The sequence below is a fragment of the Borreliella bavariensis PBi genome (genome assembly GCF_000196215.1).
Classification (GTDB): Bacteria; Spirochaetota; Spirochaetia; order Borreliales; family Borreliaceae; genus Borreliella; species Borreliella garinii.
In genome coordinates, this window is sequence record NC_006156.1 from 422,022 (window position 1) to 439,082 (window position 17,061).

11 protein-coding genes and 2 rRNA genes are annotated in these 17,061 nt (G+C 29.5%); 8 read left to right on the top strand and 5 right to left on the bottom strand.

Going from position 1 to position 17,061, the window contains the following annotated elements; all coding sequences use genetic code 11:
- The first annotated feature begins 157 nt into the window (after nucleotides 1-157).
- From BG_RS02010 to BG_RS02020, 3 genes are read left to right on the top strand one after another with little or no spacing between them, the layout of a single operon-like run.
- A complete protein-coding gene (locus BG_RS02010) occupies nucleotides 158-787 on the top strand; it encodes a hypothetical protein (protein WP_011193733.1) in 630 nt (209 codons plus the stop codon).
- Complete coding sequence (locus tag BG_RS02015; protein ID WP_011193734.1) at nucleotides 784-1,665, top strand: DNA/RNA non-specific endonuclease; 882 nt, start codon at nucleotides 784-786, stop codon at nucleotides 1,663-1,665. The genes BG_RS02010 and BG_RS02015 overlap by 4 nt, the downstream gene beginning before the upstream one ends.
- The gene (locus BG_RS02020) at nucleotides 1,662-2,441 is read left to right on the top strand and encodes a hypothetical protein (protein ID WP_011193735.1); all 780 of its coding nucleotides are present in this window, start codon (nucleotides 1,662-1,664) and stop codon (nucleotides 2,439-2,441) included. Before BG_RS02015 ends, BG_RS02020 begins: the two co-directional genes overlap by 4 nt.
- Here the strand turns inward: BG_RS02020 and BG_RS02025 are convergent.
- Entirely contained in the window at nucleotides 2,429-3,049 is a 621-nt protein-coding gene (locus BG_RS02025; RefSeq protein WP_011193736.1) for a diacylglycerol/polyprenol kinase family protein, read from the bottom strand. The two genes, BG_RS02020 and BG_RS02025, sit on opposite strands and share 13 nt — an antisense overlap.
- Nucleotides 3,050-3,295: 246 nt before the next feature.
- Between BG_RS02025 and BG_RS02030 the strand changes: the two genes are divergently transcribed.
- Genes BG_RS02030 through BG_RS02050 form a run of 5 tightly spaced genes read left to right on the top strand, consistent with a single transcriptional unit; the run spans nucleotide 3,296 to nucleotide 8,291 of the window.
- Entirely contained in the window at nucleotides 3,296-4,153 is an 858-nt protein-coding gene (locus BG_RS02030; protein WP_011193738.1) for a protein-glutamate O-methyltransferase, read from the top strand.
- 32 nt (nucleotides 4,154-4,185) lie between these two features.
- Nucleotides 4,186-5,313, top strand: a complete 1,128-nt coding sequence (locus tag BG_RS02035; protein WP_011193740.1) for a chemotaxis protein CheB — start codon at nucleotides 4,186-4,188, stop codon at nucleotides 5,311-5,313.
- A gap of 23 nt (nucleotides 5,314-5,336) precedes the next feature.
- A complete protein-coding gene (locus BG_RS02040) occupies nucleotides 5,337-6,551 on the top strand; it encodes a TraB family protein (RefSeq protein ID WP_011193741.1) in 1,215 nt (404 codons plus the stop codon).
- A 38-nt stretch (nucleotides 6,552-6,589) separates the two neighbouring features.
- Entirely contained in the window at nucleotides 6,590-7,225 is a 636-nt protein-coding gene (locus BG_RS02045) for an adenylate kinase (protein ID WP_011193742.1), read from the top strand.
- Between the two features lie 22 nt (nucleotides 7,226-7,247).
- Complete coding sequence (locus tag BG_RS02050) at nucleotides 7,248-8,291, top strand: hypothetical protein (RefSeq protein ID WP_011193743.1); 1,044 nt, start codon at nucleotides 7,248-7,250, stop codon at nucleotides 8,289-8,291.
- 18 nt (nucleotides 8,292-8,309) lie between these two features.
- Here BG_RS02050 and rrp1 read toward each other — a convergent pair whose 3' ends face one another.
- The 4 genes from rrp1 to BG_RS02070 form a co-directional block, all read right to left on the bottom strand.
- Nucleotides 8,310-9,233, bottom strand: coding sequence for a cyclic-di-GMP-producing response regulator Rrp1 (gene rrp1, locus BG_RS02055; protein WP_011193744.1), 924 nt, complete (start codon nucleotides 9,231-9,233; stop codon nucleotides 8,310-8,312).
- Nucleotides 9,234-9,235: 2 nt separating this feature from the next.
- Nucleotides 9,236-13,726 (bottom strand): response regulator, encoded by a 4,491-nt coding sequence (locus BG_RS02060; RefSeq protein WP_011193745.1) that lies wholly within the window; start codon nucleotides 13,724-13,726, stop codon nucleotides 9,236-9,238.
- Between the two features lie 98 nt (nucleotides 13,727-13,824).
- Nucleotides 13,825-13,935 (bottom strand): 5S ribosomal RNA (gene rrf / locus BG_RS02065).
- Nucleotides 13,936-13,958: 23 nt separating this feature from the next.
- A 23S ribosomal RNA gene (locus BG_RS02070) occupies nucleotides 13,959-16,887 on the bottom strand.
- Between the last annotated feature and the right edge of the window lie 174 nt (nucleotides 16,888-17,061).

The window sequence follows — 17,061 nt, forward strand, 5'->3', positions numbered from 1 at the left end:
CTAGTAATTAAACATATTGTATAATATACAATAAAACAGCATACCACAGCCACCTAATATAAAAAATATTTTTTATTAAACAGGAAAATTACCACTGAATACATGTATAATATTGAAAAGACAAATCAATTTTTATATTATTTAAAATAATCTGTTTATGAAAAAAAATCCAAACATTTATATTTCCTTAACATTGCTCATCATTTCCACTTTAAATGCACTTGCAAATGAAGAAGACAATACCAATGAAAAAAATAATCAATCCAAACAAAGCTCCAATTTCTTTAATCCAGAAAGAGGATTCACATATTCAACAGGGATTGGAATTGGAATTGGATTTTTCCTAAATTCAAATACTAAACATCTTATTTTTAGACCTTACTACACATTCTCTATTAATACTTTTGATTTTTTAATCGTTGCTATGATATTAACAAGGGAAACCCTTAATATCCCTAAAGAAATGCAATACTTTAAATCCTATATTGGAGGAGGAATAAACTGGCACATTGCAAACTTAATTAAAAAAACAAAATATTTTTGCTCTACTATTGGCATAGGTGGTCGTTTTTACTTATCTACAAACTTTATAGGAGACATTCAATTTTATGAAAAATTGCCTTATGTGCTAGAGCCTTATATGTTTATTGAAATTTCTACTAAAAAGGCAATCCCTTTAATGGGATTAGACTTTAAAATTGATTTTTTATTTTTAGATACATTTAACATTTCTTTTAATTTCACTATTAGATATAATCTTAAGGACGAAAAAGAGATGGAAACATGAAAAAAAGATCAAAATTTTTTCTTTACTGCTATATTTTATGTCTAGCAGGATTTTTATTTTTTTCCTTAAATCCAAAAGTCCTAAAACAAATTAAACACAAAATTAATGACTATTTAGAGATAATAGAAAATAAATATATTAAAATTACAAAATCTATTCCAATAAAAGAATCCCAATTAATACCTAAAGGATATCTTACTACCCAAATAATAAGTAAAAAACACTATACCTTGGGATATGCTGAAAGCGCAAGACAATCCGAATGGGCTGCTTATCCGCTTAAAAGAGAAATGGTGGAACTAGCATTAACTTTGTTAAAATCAAAAAAAATTAAAAGGAGTCCTAAATTCTTTGAAGACACCAATATCAAAGGCATTTTTCCAAAACTTGAAGATTACTTTAAAAGCGGTTATGACAGAGGACACATAGTAAGTTCTGCAGACATGTCTTTTTCTGAAAATGCAATGAAAGATACATATTTTTTATCAAATATGTCACCCCAAAAAAGCGAATTTAATTCTGGGATTTGGCTAAAACTTGAAAAATTAGTAAGAGAATGGGCAATCTTAAAAGGATATATATATATCATAAGTGCTGGAATTTTAACGGAAAATAAAGGATTTATTGGTAAAAACAAAATTTTGATACCTAAAAATTTTTATAAAATAGTACTAGCAATTAATAATAAAAATTTTTATGACATAATCTCTTTTATTATCCCAAATGAAAAAGCAAAAGACTTGAATTTGAAAAATTACGTTGTCAACGTAGATTTAATTGAAAAAAAAACAAAAATAGATTTTTTTGCAAAACTTGATTCAAAAATTAAAAAAAATATCAAAAAAATAAAAACCACGCATTCTTGGAGGTTTAAATGAAATCAATATTTACAAAGTTAAACGCTTCTATTAATCTCTTTCTCTTTATAATTTTTATTTTAGCAACACTAGTTATACTGATTTTCTCTTATAAAATAAAATATAATGGAAATTATCAAAATTATGTTCTAGAAATTTACAATAATAATTTTATAATATTGGTTAATAAATTCGCCATCTTTTTTGCTGGAATCATAGGCTCACTTTGGTCATATATTAATTACAAAAGAACCAATAATATACAATTTATACTTTTCTATTGCTTTATCAGTTCATATACATTAGAGCCTATTTTGATCTCTGAAGATTTTTTTTTAAAAAACAACCTAAATTCAAGTTATTACTTATTTACAAAATTTATCATTTTTGTAAATACTTTTTCATTATTAAATTTATTTTTTCTAAGTTTATATATATGCGATTTCAAAATAAAATCAATAAATTATACAATTTACATTATTTTGACCTTTGCTTGCATATATAGTTACACAATGCCTATTAATTCGTACGAAAATAGCCAAAACTACGGTATTCTTAAAATCAAAAGTACAAAATTTTACATAGACGCATTCTTGTCGCTTATTTTAATAAACTTTATAGTAGCCTTTTTAAGAAAAAAAAACTTTGACTATTTTTTCCTTTTTGTTTCAATGCTTTTAATATTAAGTGGAATTTACTTGAATTTGCTAAAAATACCTTATGCTTTTCTCCCAATCTCAATTGGTATACCAATCTACTTAAAAAAATCAGGAAAAATTTTCTTTTACTGGCTATAAAAAAAAGAAGTTAAAAAATAGGACGAAGTTGAAACAATAAGAGGTAAAAATAAATTATCATAATTATCAGCATCAAAAAGCTCTACTAATACTGCTAAAATTCCAAGAATTAAAGCTGTTATCAAATAGGGGAAAAAATAATAATATGAAAAAAAAGTAGCACAAAATACAACAAGACTACCAGAAATCGTTTTGCCGTTTACAAGCTTAAAAGAAGGAATTAACTTTCCAGCAATACTTGCAAATCCATCACCAAGACATACTGAAAATATTCCAATATAATTAAAGGGTTCCATAACCAAGCAATATGATATCAATATGCCTAAAAACAAAAAAACAGGCGGAAAAGATACTTTATTGGGTAATATTTTTCTTGATTTTAATATTATGTCTGAAATAGTTTTAAAAAAAAGTAGTTTTTTTTTAGTAATTCTAAAAACTTCAGAACTTAAATATAAAATCATAAAAAGTATATTAGAAAAAAATCCTATCCAAAAATTTATTCCATAAAAAAATAAAACTATTAAGCTAAAAATATGAAAAAATTTTCTAAAAATTTCATACTTAACGTCTTCTCTAAAAATTATTCTTTTAAACTTATTAAACATCATTCAATCTTTTTAAATATATTAAATCGGCATTTGCAAATTTTTTTTTAAACATTCATTAAATTCCTCATTTATTGCTGCAAATAAATTAAAATAAACAAAAACCTTTTTATAAATAAATATCTTATAATAAAATTATTTATGTTAATTTTACAATTTTTTTTAAAAAAAATATTCTTATCTAGAGATTTATTATAAATAGGTAATACTTATTTATAAAGATAATAATTAAGCAGGTTCCAAAAAATGCTAGAAATTGAAGATAAACTATTTTTAAAATTTTGTGACTTTATATACAATAACAGTGGAATGCGCTTTGACGAAAAAAATAAATTTGTTCTTCAAAGCAGAATTAATGACGCAGTAAGAGAACTTGCTCTTAAAAATCCATCACAACTTTATAATTTAATAATTAGTGAAAAATTAAAAAAAGAATATTTTTTGGATCTAGTTACAACTAATTTAACAAGATTTTTTAGAAATTCTCTACATTTTCAAACTTTTGAAAAATTTGTAATTCCTAATTTAATTAATATTAAAAACATAGAAGAAAAAAATAGGATTATTATTTGGTCTGCAGGATGCTCAACAGGAGAAGAACCTTATTCATTAGCATTTGTACTCAAATCAAAGCTTCCAAAAGAAATAGATTTTATTATTATTGCTTCTGATTTAAGTTTAAAATCTTTGATGATAGCAAAAGAAGGATATTATTCATCAAACAAATGTGAAAATATTCCCAAAGAATACCGACACTATATATATTCTCATTCAAACGGGTATAAAATTAAACATGAAATTAAAAATCACATAAGATTTGATTATCATAATCTAAACTTTGAAAGCAATTTTTCAGAAATTGATGTTATTTTTTGTAGAAATGTATTAATATACTTTGATGAAAAATCAAAAATCAAAGTACTTAAAAAATTCTACAATAACATGTCTAAAAACGGCTATTTATTTATAGGACACTCAGAATCACTTTTTGGGCTTAACCTACCTTTTAAATTCTTAAAAACACCTTGGGCAATAATATATGAAAAAAAAGATACTGGCTCTCAAAAAGAAAAATTTAAATTACAAAATAAATATAAGTTATAATTTAACAAGAATTAAATAGGGAAAAAATAACGGTGGAAACAAAAATTTCTGTACTTATCATAGAATACTTTGCTGTAAAGAGAAAGCTTATATCAGACCTTATTAATTCGTCTCCCAAACTCCAAGTCATTGCAACTGCTTCTAATGGCAAATTTGCAACCAATAAGCTTAAAAAACATAACCCCGAAGTAATACTAATGAATTTAGAAGAAAATAACATTAAAGATATTCTCTTTTTGGAGAAAAAAAATAATATAAACAAAACAATACCAATTATAGTCACATCTTCAAATCAAAACCTAATAAATATTGCTGCTTTAAAGGGCGCTGATGATCTTATACTAGTATCTAAAAATAAAAAATCACATGAAATCAAAAAAGAACAAATTATTAATTCTCTTTTGGCCTATGGATCAATATCTATAAAAAACAAAATTGTTTGCAATAAGGATATGAAAATAAAAAACTATGAGGGAGCTAGAATTTTTTTAAATCACAAAAATGACATTTTTTCATTAAATAAACTTGAAGAACATACAAAAGAAAAAATATTAAATGAAAAAGAAATAAAAAAACTTAAACTTAGAAAATTCGACATAATAGCAATTGGAATATCAGCGGGGGGTCCTGTGGCCTTAAAATCAATATTACCAGAAATACCTGAAAGCTTCCCCCCAATAATAATTGTTCAACATATGCCTAAAGGATTTACAGAAGAATTTGCAAAAAATCTTAATAATCTTTGCAAAATAAGGGTAAAAGAAACCGCCAATAAAGAAATATTAAAGCAAGGACATGCATACATAAGCTCAGGTGGATATCATACAAAAATTCAAAAAATCGATGGCAACTATAAAATACAAATCTTCGACGGCAAACATATAAATGGCCACAAACCATCTATTGGGGTATTATTTCAATCTATTGCAGAAATTGCAAAAGATAAAGCAATTGCCCTAATAATGACTGGAATGGGAAATGATGGATCAAGAGAAATTGGTGATATAAAAAAAGCTGGGGGACTAACTATTGCGCAAGATAAAGAAAGTTCCATGGTTTTTGGAATGCCCAAAATAGCAATAAAAGAAAACAATATAGACTATATAGTTCCACTAAACCATATGGTAAAATTATTAAAAGCTATACTAATTGATAGCTAAATTTTTTAAATAAGGAATATTTTTTGGACAACAAAAAAGGAAACACCAATAAAGAAGACTATTTTTCCCATGTAAGTAAATTTAATATACACGATAAAACAATATACATACTTGGAACTGCTCACGTATCAAAAAAAAGCTCAGAAGATACTGCAAATTTAATAGAAATCTTAAAGCCAGACTATATTGCCGTTGAACTTGATGAAGCTCGCTATCATTCGATATTAAACACCGATGAAAATGAAAAATGGAGGAACTTAGATATAGATAAAGCATTAAAACAGGGAAAAGCTTTCTTTCTCATAATAAACATCATTCTTAGCAACTTTCAAAAAAAATTAGCAAAAGAACAGGGAATACAACCTGGCGAAGAAATGAAAACAGCTATTTTAAAAGCTAAAAAGCACAATATTCCACTAATTCTTGCTGACAGAAAAATTGAAACAACTCTAAAAAGAGCTTGGATATCTATTCCGATATTTGAAAAAATAAAAATAATCTCAAGCCTTTTTTCCCTAACAGATACAAAACTTACAAAAGATGAAATCGAAAAACTCAAAGAACAGGACGCTCTTTCAAAAGTAATGGAAGAACTTTCTAAAGAAATACCCAAAGTAAAAAAAGTTTTGATTGACGAAAGAGACGAATTTATTACAAATAAAATACTTGAAGGAACAGGCATCGTTCTTGCCGTTGTAGGCGCAGGTCATGTAAACGGAATCATGAGCACTCTAAAAGAAATAAGCCAAAATAAAAAAATAATAAACGTTGAAGAACTCGACAAAATACCTAAAAAACATTTTTCATTTGGCAAAGTGCTATCTTACTTAATCGCAATTTCAATCATTCTACTAATAGTAAGCTCTTTTTATTTTAAAGGATTTGATTTTGCTTACAAAAATTTAAAGCTTTGGATAATATCTAATTCTCTTTTTTCAGGCATTGCAGCCATCTTATTAAAATCTCACCCTTTACCATTTTTAACAGCTGTTATAGGCTCTCCAATATTTTCCTTAATACCATTCATAGGAACAGGCATGGTAGCAGGACTTGTTGAAGCTTACATAAACAAACCAAAGGTCAAAGATTTTGAAAATCTACAAGAAGAATTATCAACAACAAAAGGATATTTCAAAAACAAAGTTACAAGAATTCTATTAATAGTGCTTTTTGTAAACCTTGGATCTACAATTGGAACAATTGTAGGGCTTAAATTTTTATTAAATGTTTTCAAATAAACCCTTAAAACAATAAATATCTACACAGGAGTATATATATGGGACTTGTATTTTTAGGTCCTCCAGGTTCTGGAAAGGGGACTATTTCAAAAATTATTTCTAACGAATTTAAATACCATCACATTTCAACAGGAGATTTATTTAGAGAAAATATTTTAAATTCTACAACCCTTGGGAAAGAAATAAAAAAAATTGTTGAAAAAGGAGAACTGGTCCCTGACCAAATTACAATCAAAATAGTAAAAGATAAAATTAAAGCTATTAAAAAGAATGATAATTTTATTTTAGATGGATTTCCGCGCAATATTTGCCAAGCTGAAGCTCTTGATAAGTTTTTGCCAAATGTAAAAATAATAAACTTTTTAATTAATGAAGAATTAGTAATAAAAAGACTTTCGGGAAGAAGAATTTGTAAATCTTGTAACAATATTTTCAATATATATACCTTAGCCACAAAAAAAAATGGCATTTGCGATGTTTGCAAAGGAGATCTTTACCAGCGAGAAGATGATAAAGAAGAATGCTTAAAAACAAGACTTAAAGAATATAAATTACAAACAAAACCACTAATAGAATTTTACTCAAAATGCTCTAGACTTAACAATGTTGATGCATCTGTTGAAATTGATGAAATTAAAAAAAAAATAATTAAAATAATGTTAAAAAAAAATTAAATGGAAAAGGTAAAAAAAATAAATGGAAAAGGTATTTAAAATAAAAAAAATTTGCTTTTGTTTGCTGCTTCTTTTGCAAGCAAAAATAGTTCTTGCCCAAAATCAACACGACTTAAAATTCAATAATGAATATTTTTACTTTAATTTTCAATCGGCTTATTACCCTCCCCATGAGCTAGGAACAAGTGGAAGTAACTTTTCACAAAGCTTTAAACACCCCAACTTCCAAAATATTGAACCAAGTTTAAAAATTCCAGCCAATTATTGGGGAGGAATAAAATTAATATCATACTTAGGATACTATAAAAATTTTAAAGCTTTACACAATCCTAATTCTATATTTTTTAAAAACAATGGCATAGAAGTCGATTTAAATATCGGATTATCTCCTGTAAGTATCTCGCTTAAAAGCATGCTAAGCTTTACTCCTATTGCTTTTTTAAATTTATATGTATCAAATGAAATTGGTATGGGCTGGAAAGCTTTTGGATTTAAGGGGATTGGTGTGCACATTGAAAATGGAAAATATTCAAATGATATTGAATTTTATTCAGAAATAACAATAGGGGGACGATTCCAATTTGATTTAAACGCTATTTTTAAAGGGGAATGGACACACATTATTACAGTTATTGGAAATGATTTTACATACTTAATTAATCCTCATGCAAATAAAGATCAACTTTGGAAATATAAAGCAGACGATGGCAAAAATATAAATGGCATGCTAATAAAGCCTTACGCTCTTTTAGCTTACAAAATGCCAATACCCCTTAACACCATAGGACTACTTTACGAAGGGAAAACACAAATTGGCAAAGAAAGAAACATAAGCTCATGGAAAAACAAAGGTTGGGGAAGTGATATTTTTTATCACAATATTTCTCTTATTGCTAATTTTGAAGTTGTCAAACCTTTAACAATTGGCCTTCAATTAAAATTATCTACAAATCCTACATACACAAGTAACACAGCTGGGCTAGCTGATGTTTCAAAAAGAATAGCAACTGGCAATTCCTATTTTTACTACGATTCTATCGGAATCTCTGTAACTTATAAATACTAAAGTCTAATAAAGATAAATTTAATATCTAAACTGATTTCTTCCAGAAACTTTAGCCTCATAAAGCTTGCTATCAGCAAGCTTTATGATATTGGTGAAATTGTTGTCAATAGGAATTTCTTGAGCAAGACCAATTGAAACAGTCACAATGTTAGAAGTACTACTATGGTCATGCACTATTCTTAAACACTTTATATCATTAATCATTGTTTTAATAATACTAATCATTTCATTTAGACTCTTATTAACAGAGAAAAAAATAAATTCCTCTCCTCCATATCGAGCAACATCTATTTTATATTTTAAAGAAACCTTATATAAGGCTTTAGCAATCAATTTTAGACACTCATCACCATTAGTGTGACCATAATTATCATTGTAATTTTTAAAATTATCAATATCTAACATCCCAACAATTACTATTTCTTTACTTTCTAAAGCTTTAATCCATGACTTAGAAAATTTATCCATAAAAAATCTTCTGTTTGGAATCTGAGTAAGCCCATCAATTCTAGATAAGCTTTTAAAATAATCTCTTAACCGCTTTAATTCAAGATGTGTCTTAACTCTAGCATCAATTATTCGGCTATTAAAAGGCTTTAAAATATAATCTACTCCACCAACGTTAAATCCCTCAAGTTGAGCGTCTGTAGAACCTCTTGAGCTAATGAAAATTACAGGGATCTCTTTAGTATCAGGATCGCTTTTTAGCTTTCTACATACCTCATAGCCATTAATATCTGGAAGGCCTATGTCAAGAAGTATAAGATCAGGACTATCTTTTTCAACTTGCTTTAAAGCATCAAGTCCATTTGTTGCAACTTCAACCTCATAAGCACCTTGTAATATATTTACCAATAAATCTAAATTGGTTGGAGAATCATCTACAATTAAAAGCTTCTGATTTTCTACTTCAAAAGCTTTATCTTTAATTATCATTTCCACTACTAATATCTCTTATTACTAAACATTTCAATAATCTCTTTAAGAATCTTAGAGCTCTCAGCGAATCTATATAATCTTAAATTCCTGCGAAGATCACTAAATAATATCTGAATATTATCGTCTAAAACATACTTTTCAATGCTTTCAAGAATTTCTTTGTATTCTTTTGGCTTTCTAGTCTTAATACCAATTAAAAGCTTGTTGAGAAGGGTTAAAAATTGATCATTGTTTTTAAAGTATAACTTATTCTCACTAATAACCTCAGACTCAAGTAAAACATTCTCCTTTATGTTGTTTATTAGTCTCAATAAATCATCTTTTACAAAAGAATACATTTTTTTCAACTCATAAATTGAATCTTTACTTGTTTCAATTTTTTTAAAATCTTTATACAATTCGCTACGCATATTAGAAAGAGCTCCAGATATTGAATGTGATATGTCCCTAATTAAAGGCAAATTTTCCTCATCAAAAGCTTTTTCTAAATCAATAATATTAATAGAGATAAAATCGACAAGGCCTCTACATAATTCAGAATATAATGCATATGAAAGATTTAATTCTTTTAAAGCTCTATTAATATCTAAATGAGGAAAATTAACAGGTTGATTCAAATCTTTATTCTCCCAAGTATCATCAACTTCAAACTGTAAATATTTTTTTAATATAATTTTAATTGAACTTATGTGTATTGGTTTTGAGATGTAATCATTCATGCCACTTTCAAAACACTGGTCTTTATACTCTTGCAAAGCATGAGCTGTTACAGCAACCAAAACACATGGCTTTAAATTCTTTGCCTTTTCAAATTTTCTAATTTCTCTAGCCACTGAAAATCCATCATATCTTGGCATTCTTATATCAATAAAAGAGATATTATATTGTTTCTCTTTTAAAGATTTTAAAGCCTTTAATCCATCATCTACAACATCAATAAGATTTTCATTAATACCTATTACAACGAGAATGTCTTTCAACACTTTTTGATTTACTTGATTATCTTCAGCTATTAACACATTAATAGGGCCTTTTATCTTAAAAGCACTATCTATTGGAACCAAATCTTCAAAATCCGTTTCTATTTTAAACTCTTTTTTAGAAAGAATAGAAGATATGCCAAGCCCCATTAAGGGCTTTTTAACATACATATATTTTAAATTTTTTAAAGCTTTATTATCTAAATAATAAAATAAAAAAATAATTTGTACATCAGGGCTTAGTCTTTCAATATTATTAGCAAATCGAATACTCTCTTTAATATTGTCGTTATTTACATTTACAAAAACAAAATTATAAAAAGGGGCTTCCTTAAAGGATTTATAAGCATCCTCAAAAGACGCTACATAATCTACATTAGAAGATTCGCCCAACAAAGTCGAACAATGCTCAAAAATTTTAATAGATTTTTGACTCAAGAGCACATTCAATACCTTAACCTTATTATTACTATTTATCAATTGAAATGTATTGATTGATAAACTTTCACTTTTAAGCTCATCCCCTAAGTAAAAAGGCAACATAAATGAAAAAGTTGCCCCCTCCCCCACCTTACTATCAACAGCAATGCCAAGACCACCCATTAGCCTTATAAGCTCTCTAGATATTGACAATCCTAGTCCTGCACCCTCATGGACTCTTGAAGAAGAATCATCCTCCTGTTTGAATATTTCAAATATCTTAGAAAGATTCTCCCTTTTAATACCTTTACCTGTATCTATTACCTTAAACTCAACTGTAACTAATACTCTATTATCATCAACTCTTGTTCTACATACTTCTTCATAGTTTAAAACAATAACACCATCATCTGTAAACTTAAAAGCATTGCCTATTAAATTAATTAAAACTTGTTTAATTTTTACAATGTCACCTTTTATATAATTCTTAAAAATAGATTTAGAATAAGAGAATAAATCAATATTTTTCTTTGCACATTGAGATTGAAAAATTTTTAAAACCATTTCCATTTCACTCTCTAAATCAATCTCTTGACTATCAACATATAATTCATTGACATCTATTTGAGACAAATACAATATATCGTCAATCAAAGAAAGTAAAGAATCAGACGAATAATTTATCATCCTAACATAGTCTTTTTGAACATCCGTAAGAATAGTGGTATCCAAAAGCTCAGTAGCCGCCATTATTCCATTAATGGGAGTCCGAATATCATGGCTAATGTTAGCTATAAAAATAGTTTTAGCAGTATTGGCAGATTCTGCAATCTTTTTTTCATTCATTACAGAAAAATATTTTCTTTTCTGCTCAAACGATAATTTAAACATAAGAATTATTACAAATCCTAAAAAAGTAAAATAAAATATAATGACTGTTAACACTAAAAATTTGAAATTTTTAAACCTAATGCCTTTGGATTTATAATAAATATCAAATTTCCAATCATTTAAATACTTCTGACTATCAACGTTTGAACGAATAACAACTTTTTGAATAATTTCTTTCAAGATATAATCCTGATTATAAATAGCAAGACTCAAATCAAAAGCCAAATCTCTAAAAGTAGGAAGTTTTTCAACATCGGCAACATTTAATTCTTCAAAAACAGCGGCAGCTGTATACTCATCGCTAATAATCCCATCTATCTTTCCCTTATAAAGAAGAAGTAAGGCTTCTTTAAAGCTACTTACCAAAATAAGTTTTGATTTAATATTAGAAGTCAAGTTTTTATTATACAAAAAATCAAGTACAGCAAACCTCTCTAAAGACCTAGATGGAAGCACCCTTTTTTTATTTGAAAAAATATAAAGTGGAATTCTAGAGTTTAATTTTATATTAAAAACATTATCTAAATTTGAATCGATCGCATTAGTATTTAGCATATCGATTTTTCCAGATTTGATTAATTTTTTGAGATCTAAGATGCTATGTGTTTCAATTATGTTAAATTCTAACCCTGAAAACATTCTAATCTTATCAAGCAAAAATTGATTTATTCCTTTATAATTATTTGCTTCAACATAATCTATTGGATACCAATTTTTAACAGCAAGATTTAATTTATTATTTTTTAATAACCAAATTTTTTCTTCTATATTGAATTTAAGCTTATTCATAATTTTATAACTATTTATTCGAGAACTATTAATCTCTTCTTTATCTAACCAATTTTTATCTATTTGAAGTAAAGATTCAAATGAAATATCATCAAATATAGAATTAAGAATATATTTAATAACCTTATAAATCCTGTTATCAATAGCTAATACTAAAAATCTATTTTTATTAAAAATCGAATCGTAAGATTTTAATCTACCGTTATATCCATTTAATTTTAATAAATATTTTGTTGTTATTGAATTTTCTATAAACCCATATGAATTATTAACAATATCTATAAAGTTATTAACAATATCTTGATTCTTATTTAATTGAATATTATTAAAATCAAAATCAATAAACTGAGAATTTATTGGGCCAACATTATTGCTTAACCCTTTAGAATAAAATTTAAAATTAAGAGGATATATTGGCTTACTTACCACATAATTAACATTTTTAAATACACTATCATTACTAATAATTCCTCCAAAAATGCCTACTGACTTTCCATCTAATGATTTTTTAATATCCTCTTTAGGAAATCCCTTGAAAATAGGTTTAAAGATATGCTGCCTTGAAAGAAGATTCCATAAATCTACTAAAATACCAGACAACTTCCCCTTTGAATTAATAAAACTTAAAGGGGGATAATCGTTATATAAGCCAATATCAATAAAATTACCCTTAGAAGTACTATCTAAAAAAGAAAAAACATGTTCATCGGGTATTTCCATTAAATACGAAAACAAATCCAAATTTAAATTCTTTATTATCTCAGGAGCATTTCTACTAATAGCCACCCTATTTTTGATACTATAAAAAATATCTCCATTAAAAATTGCAAGATCTTCACCTAAAAAACGCTTTGCAATATAAGCTAAAGTCTTACAATCGCCATATATATAGTCAACTTTATCATTTTTTAAAGCTAATAATAACTCTTCAGCATTATCAACCAAAAAAATAGTGTTAGCACGTCTTAGTTTTAAGAATTCTTCATATATTGGATTTTTAACAACTCCTATATTAAAATTAGATAACCATGGTGAATGAGCATTTTTATATTTTTTATTAGAGCTTTTAGAAAATAAAATTGCAATGCTCCTCGAAAACTCACTTTTAAAATAAAATAAATCATTTAATTTTGACCTATAAGTTAATCCTAAATATATGGAGTCGTCTTCAATTTTACTTTCATTTAAATTGTCAATAGTTTCAACTCTAATATCAAAATTATTATCTTTTGCCCATTTGTCTAAAATAGGAAAAATAAGCCCTTCATATTTTCCTTTACCATTCTTATAGTAAAAAGGAAAATATTGCCCTACAAGCTTAAACTTGAAAATATCCTTAGAAAATAAATTAACGTTAAAAAAGCAAACCAAAAGCAAAATTAAAAAATTAATACTTAAAAAATTTGCTTTTTTCATGTTATTTTAAAATTCCCTTATTTAAAATACAATAGTTTTACTAATGTGTAAAAATAAGTATACACAATAAAATTAATGTTTAAAGTATAAAATAAAAACCCTGGCAATAGCTTACTCTCCCGCGAACTCGCAGTACCATCAGCGAATAAGAGCTTAACTTCTGTGTTCGGAATGATAACAGGTGTTTCCTCTTTTCTTTAACCACCAGGGTTTTTATAAGGAAGACAAAAATATGGCCAAAGACACGGGTAATTAGTATTAGTGAGCTTAATACATTACTATACTTACACTTCTAACCTATCAACCTGGTATTCTTCCAGGACCCTTAAAGGATATCTCATCTTGAGGAAGGCTTCCCACTTAGATGCTTTCAGCGGTTATCCTTTCCGAACGTAGCTACCCAGCACTTACCCTTGGCAGGATAACTGGTACACTAGAGGTTCGTCCATCTCGGTCCTCTCGTACTAAAGATAGCTCCTCTCAAATATCCAACGCTTGTGGCAGATAGGGACCAAACTGTCTCACGACGTTCTGAACCCAGCTCGCGTACCGCTTTAAATGGCGAACAGCCATACCCTTAGGACCTGCTCCAGCCCTAGGATGCGATGAGCCGACATCGAGGTGCCAAACCCTTCCGTCGATGTGAACTCTTGGGAAGGATAAGCCTGTTATCCCCGGAGTACCTTTTATTCGTTAAGTGACGGCGCTTCCACTTGCCACCGCCAGATCACTAAGACCTACTTTCGTATCTGTTCGACTTGTCAGTCTTACAGTTAAGCTACCTTATGCCTTTACACTTACAGAGTGATTTCCAACCACTCTAAGGTAACCTTTGCGCACCTCCGTTACTCTTTAGGAGGCGACCGCCCCAGTCAAACTACCCACCTGGCACTCTCCTTATATTTCTATAAGTTAGAAACCTAATTAAACAAGGGTGGTATTTCAAGATTGACTCCACTACCCCTAACGAGATAGCTTCAAAGTCTCCCACCTATCCTACACATATTTAATCAAATCTCAATACCAAGCTATAGTAAAGGTTCACGGGGTCTTTCCGTCTAACCACAAGTAATCGGCATCTTCACCGATACTTCAATTTCACCGAGCTCCACGTTGAGACAGCGTCCAAATCGTTACACCATTCGTGCGGGTCGGAACTTACCCGACAAGGAATTTCGCTACCTTAGGACCGTTATAGTTACGGCCGCCGTTTACTGGGGCTTAAATTCAATGCTTCGAATAAACTAACATCTCCTCTTAACCTTCCAGCACCGGGCAGGTGTCAGTCCCTATACTTCTCTTTACAGATTTGCAGAGACCTGTGTTTTTGGTAAACAGTCGTTTGGACCATTTTTATGCTACCTAATTGCTTAGGTCGTACTTATCCCGAAGTTACGTACGTATTTTGCAGAGTTCCTTAACGTGGATTCTCTCGCGCGCCTTAGAATTTTCATCCCACCTACCTGTGTCGGTTTGCGGTACGGTCCCTTATAGCCTAACCTTAGAAGTTATTTCTTGGCACCTTGACTACCTACATTTCATGTTACCTAAATAACACTCATCATCACATCTCAGCTCTCTTAACGGATTTTCCTATTAAGATCATAACCTTAATGCTTAAACTAGGACAACCATCGCCTAGCAGTAGTTAACCTCATGCGTCACTCCATCGAAACTATAAGAGGTACGGGAATATTAACCCGTTTCCCATCGACTACACTTTTCAGCTTTGCCTTAGGGGCCGACTAACCCTGGGAAGACGACCTTTACCCAGGAAACCTTAGGTTTTCGGCGAATGGGGATCTCACCCATTTTTTCGTTACTCATACCTGCATTCTCACTTCTGATACCTCCATCAAACTTTCCAGCTTAACTTCTCTGGCTTACAGAACGCTCCCCTACCATCTTAACTTTCGTCAAGATCCAAAGCTTCGGTAATGTGTTTAGCCCCGTTACATTATCGGCGCTTAAGTACTCGACCAGTGAGCTATTACGCACTCTTTAAAGGTATGGCTGCTTCTAAGCCAACCTCCTGGCTGTTTACGTACCTAAACCTCCTTTTCCACTTAACACATTTTTGAGACCTTAGCTGTTGGTCTGGGTTGTTTCCCTCTCGACTATGAACCTTATCGCCCATAGCCTCACTCCTATTCATTATTTAATAGCATTCGGAGTTTAACTGAGTTTGGTACCCTTTGACAGGCCCTAGCTCAATTAGTGCTCTACCTCCATTAAACTAAAATAAGGCTGAACTTAAATCCATTTCGGGGAGAACCAGCTATCTCCGAGTTTGTTTAGCCTTTCACTCCTATTCACAGCTCATCCCTGCCTTTTTAAACAGACTAGAGTTCGGCCCTCCACTTGGTTTTACCCAAGCTTCAGCCTGGCCATAAATAGATCACTCGGCTTCGGGTCTACCACATCTAACTAAATCGCCCTTTTAAGACTCGCTTTCGCTTCGACTCCAGCACTTCAATGCTTTAATCTTGCTAGACATGATAACTCGCAGGTTCATTATGCAAAAGGCACGCCATCACCGCAATAAATCGCGGCTTTGACTGCTTGTAAGTCTACGGTTTCAGTTCTATTTCACTCCCCTCCCGGGGTTCTTTTCACCTTTCCCTCACGGTACTCTTCTCTATCGGTAGCTTTTTAGTATTTAGCCTTGGAGAGTGGTCTCCCCAGCTTCAAACAAGGTTTCTCGTGCCTCGTCCTACTCAGGAACATTTTAAAAAGATATTTACATTTAAATTACAGGACTATCACCTTCTTTGGTTAAACTTTCCAGATTATTCTTCTATGTAAATATTTTGTAACTTTTTTGCTTATCACAGACTAAGCTTAAACGTCCTACAACCCTATAAATGCAACGCTCTGCAACTTGACACATTTAAAGTTTGGGCTACTCCCCTTTCGCTCGCCACTACTAAGGGAATCTCTTTGATTTCTTTTCCTCAGGGTACTTAGATGGTTCACTTCCCCTGGTATCGCCTCTATTATTTAGATAATAGATAGCTAGCATCTTGCTAGCTGGATTACTCCATTCGGTAATCTTGGGATCAATAAATGTTTGCTTCTCCCCCAAGCTTTTCGCAGCTTACCACGACCTTCTTCGCCTTAAAGCTCCTAGGCATTCACCATAGACTCTTATTACTTTGACCATATTTTTATCTTCCATCTCTATTTTGCCAATTTGTTTATGCAACATAGAATAATATATATCTTTGTTTAATCCATGTCAATATATATTTTATTTTTTATATTATTTGAATAAAACATTCAAAAAAATGAACATCTAAAAACATAAAAAATAAAATCAATGTTTAAAATATAAA

What these genes read in the sequence shown, in the direction of transcription:
- BG_RS02010 (WP_011193733.1), top strand. Translation starts at nt 158, where the DNA reads ATGAAAAAAAATCCAAACATTTATATTTCCTTAACATTGCTCATCATT.
- BG_RS02015 (WP_011193734.1), top strand. Translation starts at nt 784, where the DNA reads ATGAAAAAAAGATCAAAATTTTTTCTTTACTGCTATATTTTATGTCTA.
- BG_RS02020 (WP_011193735.1), top strand. Translation starts at nt 1,662, where the DNA reads ATGAAATCAATATTTACAAAGTTAAACGCTTCTATTAATCTCTTTCTC.
- BG_RS02025 (WP_011193736.1), bottom strand. Translation starts at nt 3,049, where the DNA reads ATGTTTAATAAGTTTAAAAGAATAATTTTTAGAGAAGACGTTAAGTAT.
- BG_RS02030 (WP_011193738.1), top strand. Translation starts at nt 3,296, where the DNA reads ATGCTAGAAATTGAAGATAAACTATTTTTAAAATTTTGTGACTTTATA.
- BG_RS02045 (WP_011193742.1), top strand. Translation starts at nt 6,590, where the DNA reads ATGGGACTTGTATTTTTAGGTCCTCCAGGTTCTGGAAAGGGGACTATT.
- BG_RS02050 (WP_011193743.1), top strand. Translation starts at nt 7,248, where the DNA reads ATGGAAAAGGTATTTAAAATAAAAAAAATTTGCTTTTGTTTGCTGCTT.
- BG_RS02060 (WP_011193745.1), bottom strand. Translation starts at nt 13,726, where the DNA reads ATGAAAAAAGCAAATTTTTTAAGTATTAATTTTTTAATTTTGCTTTTG.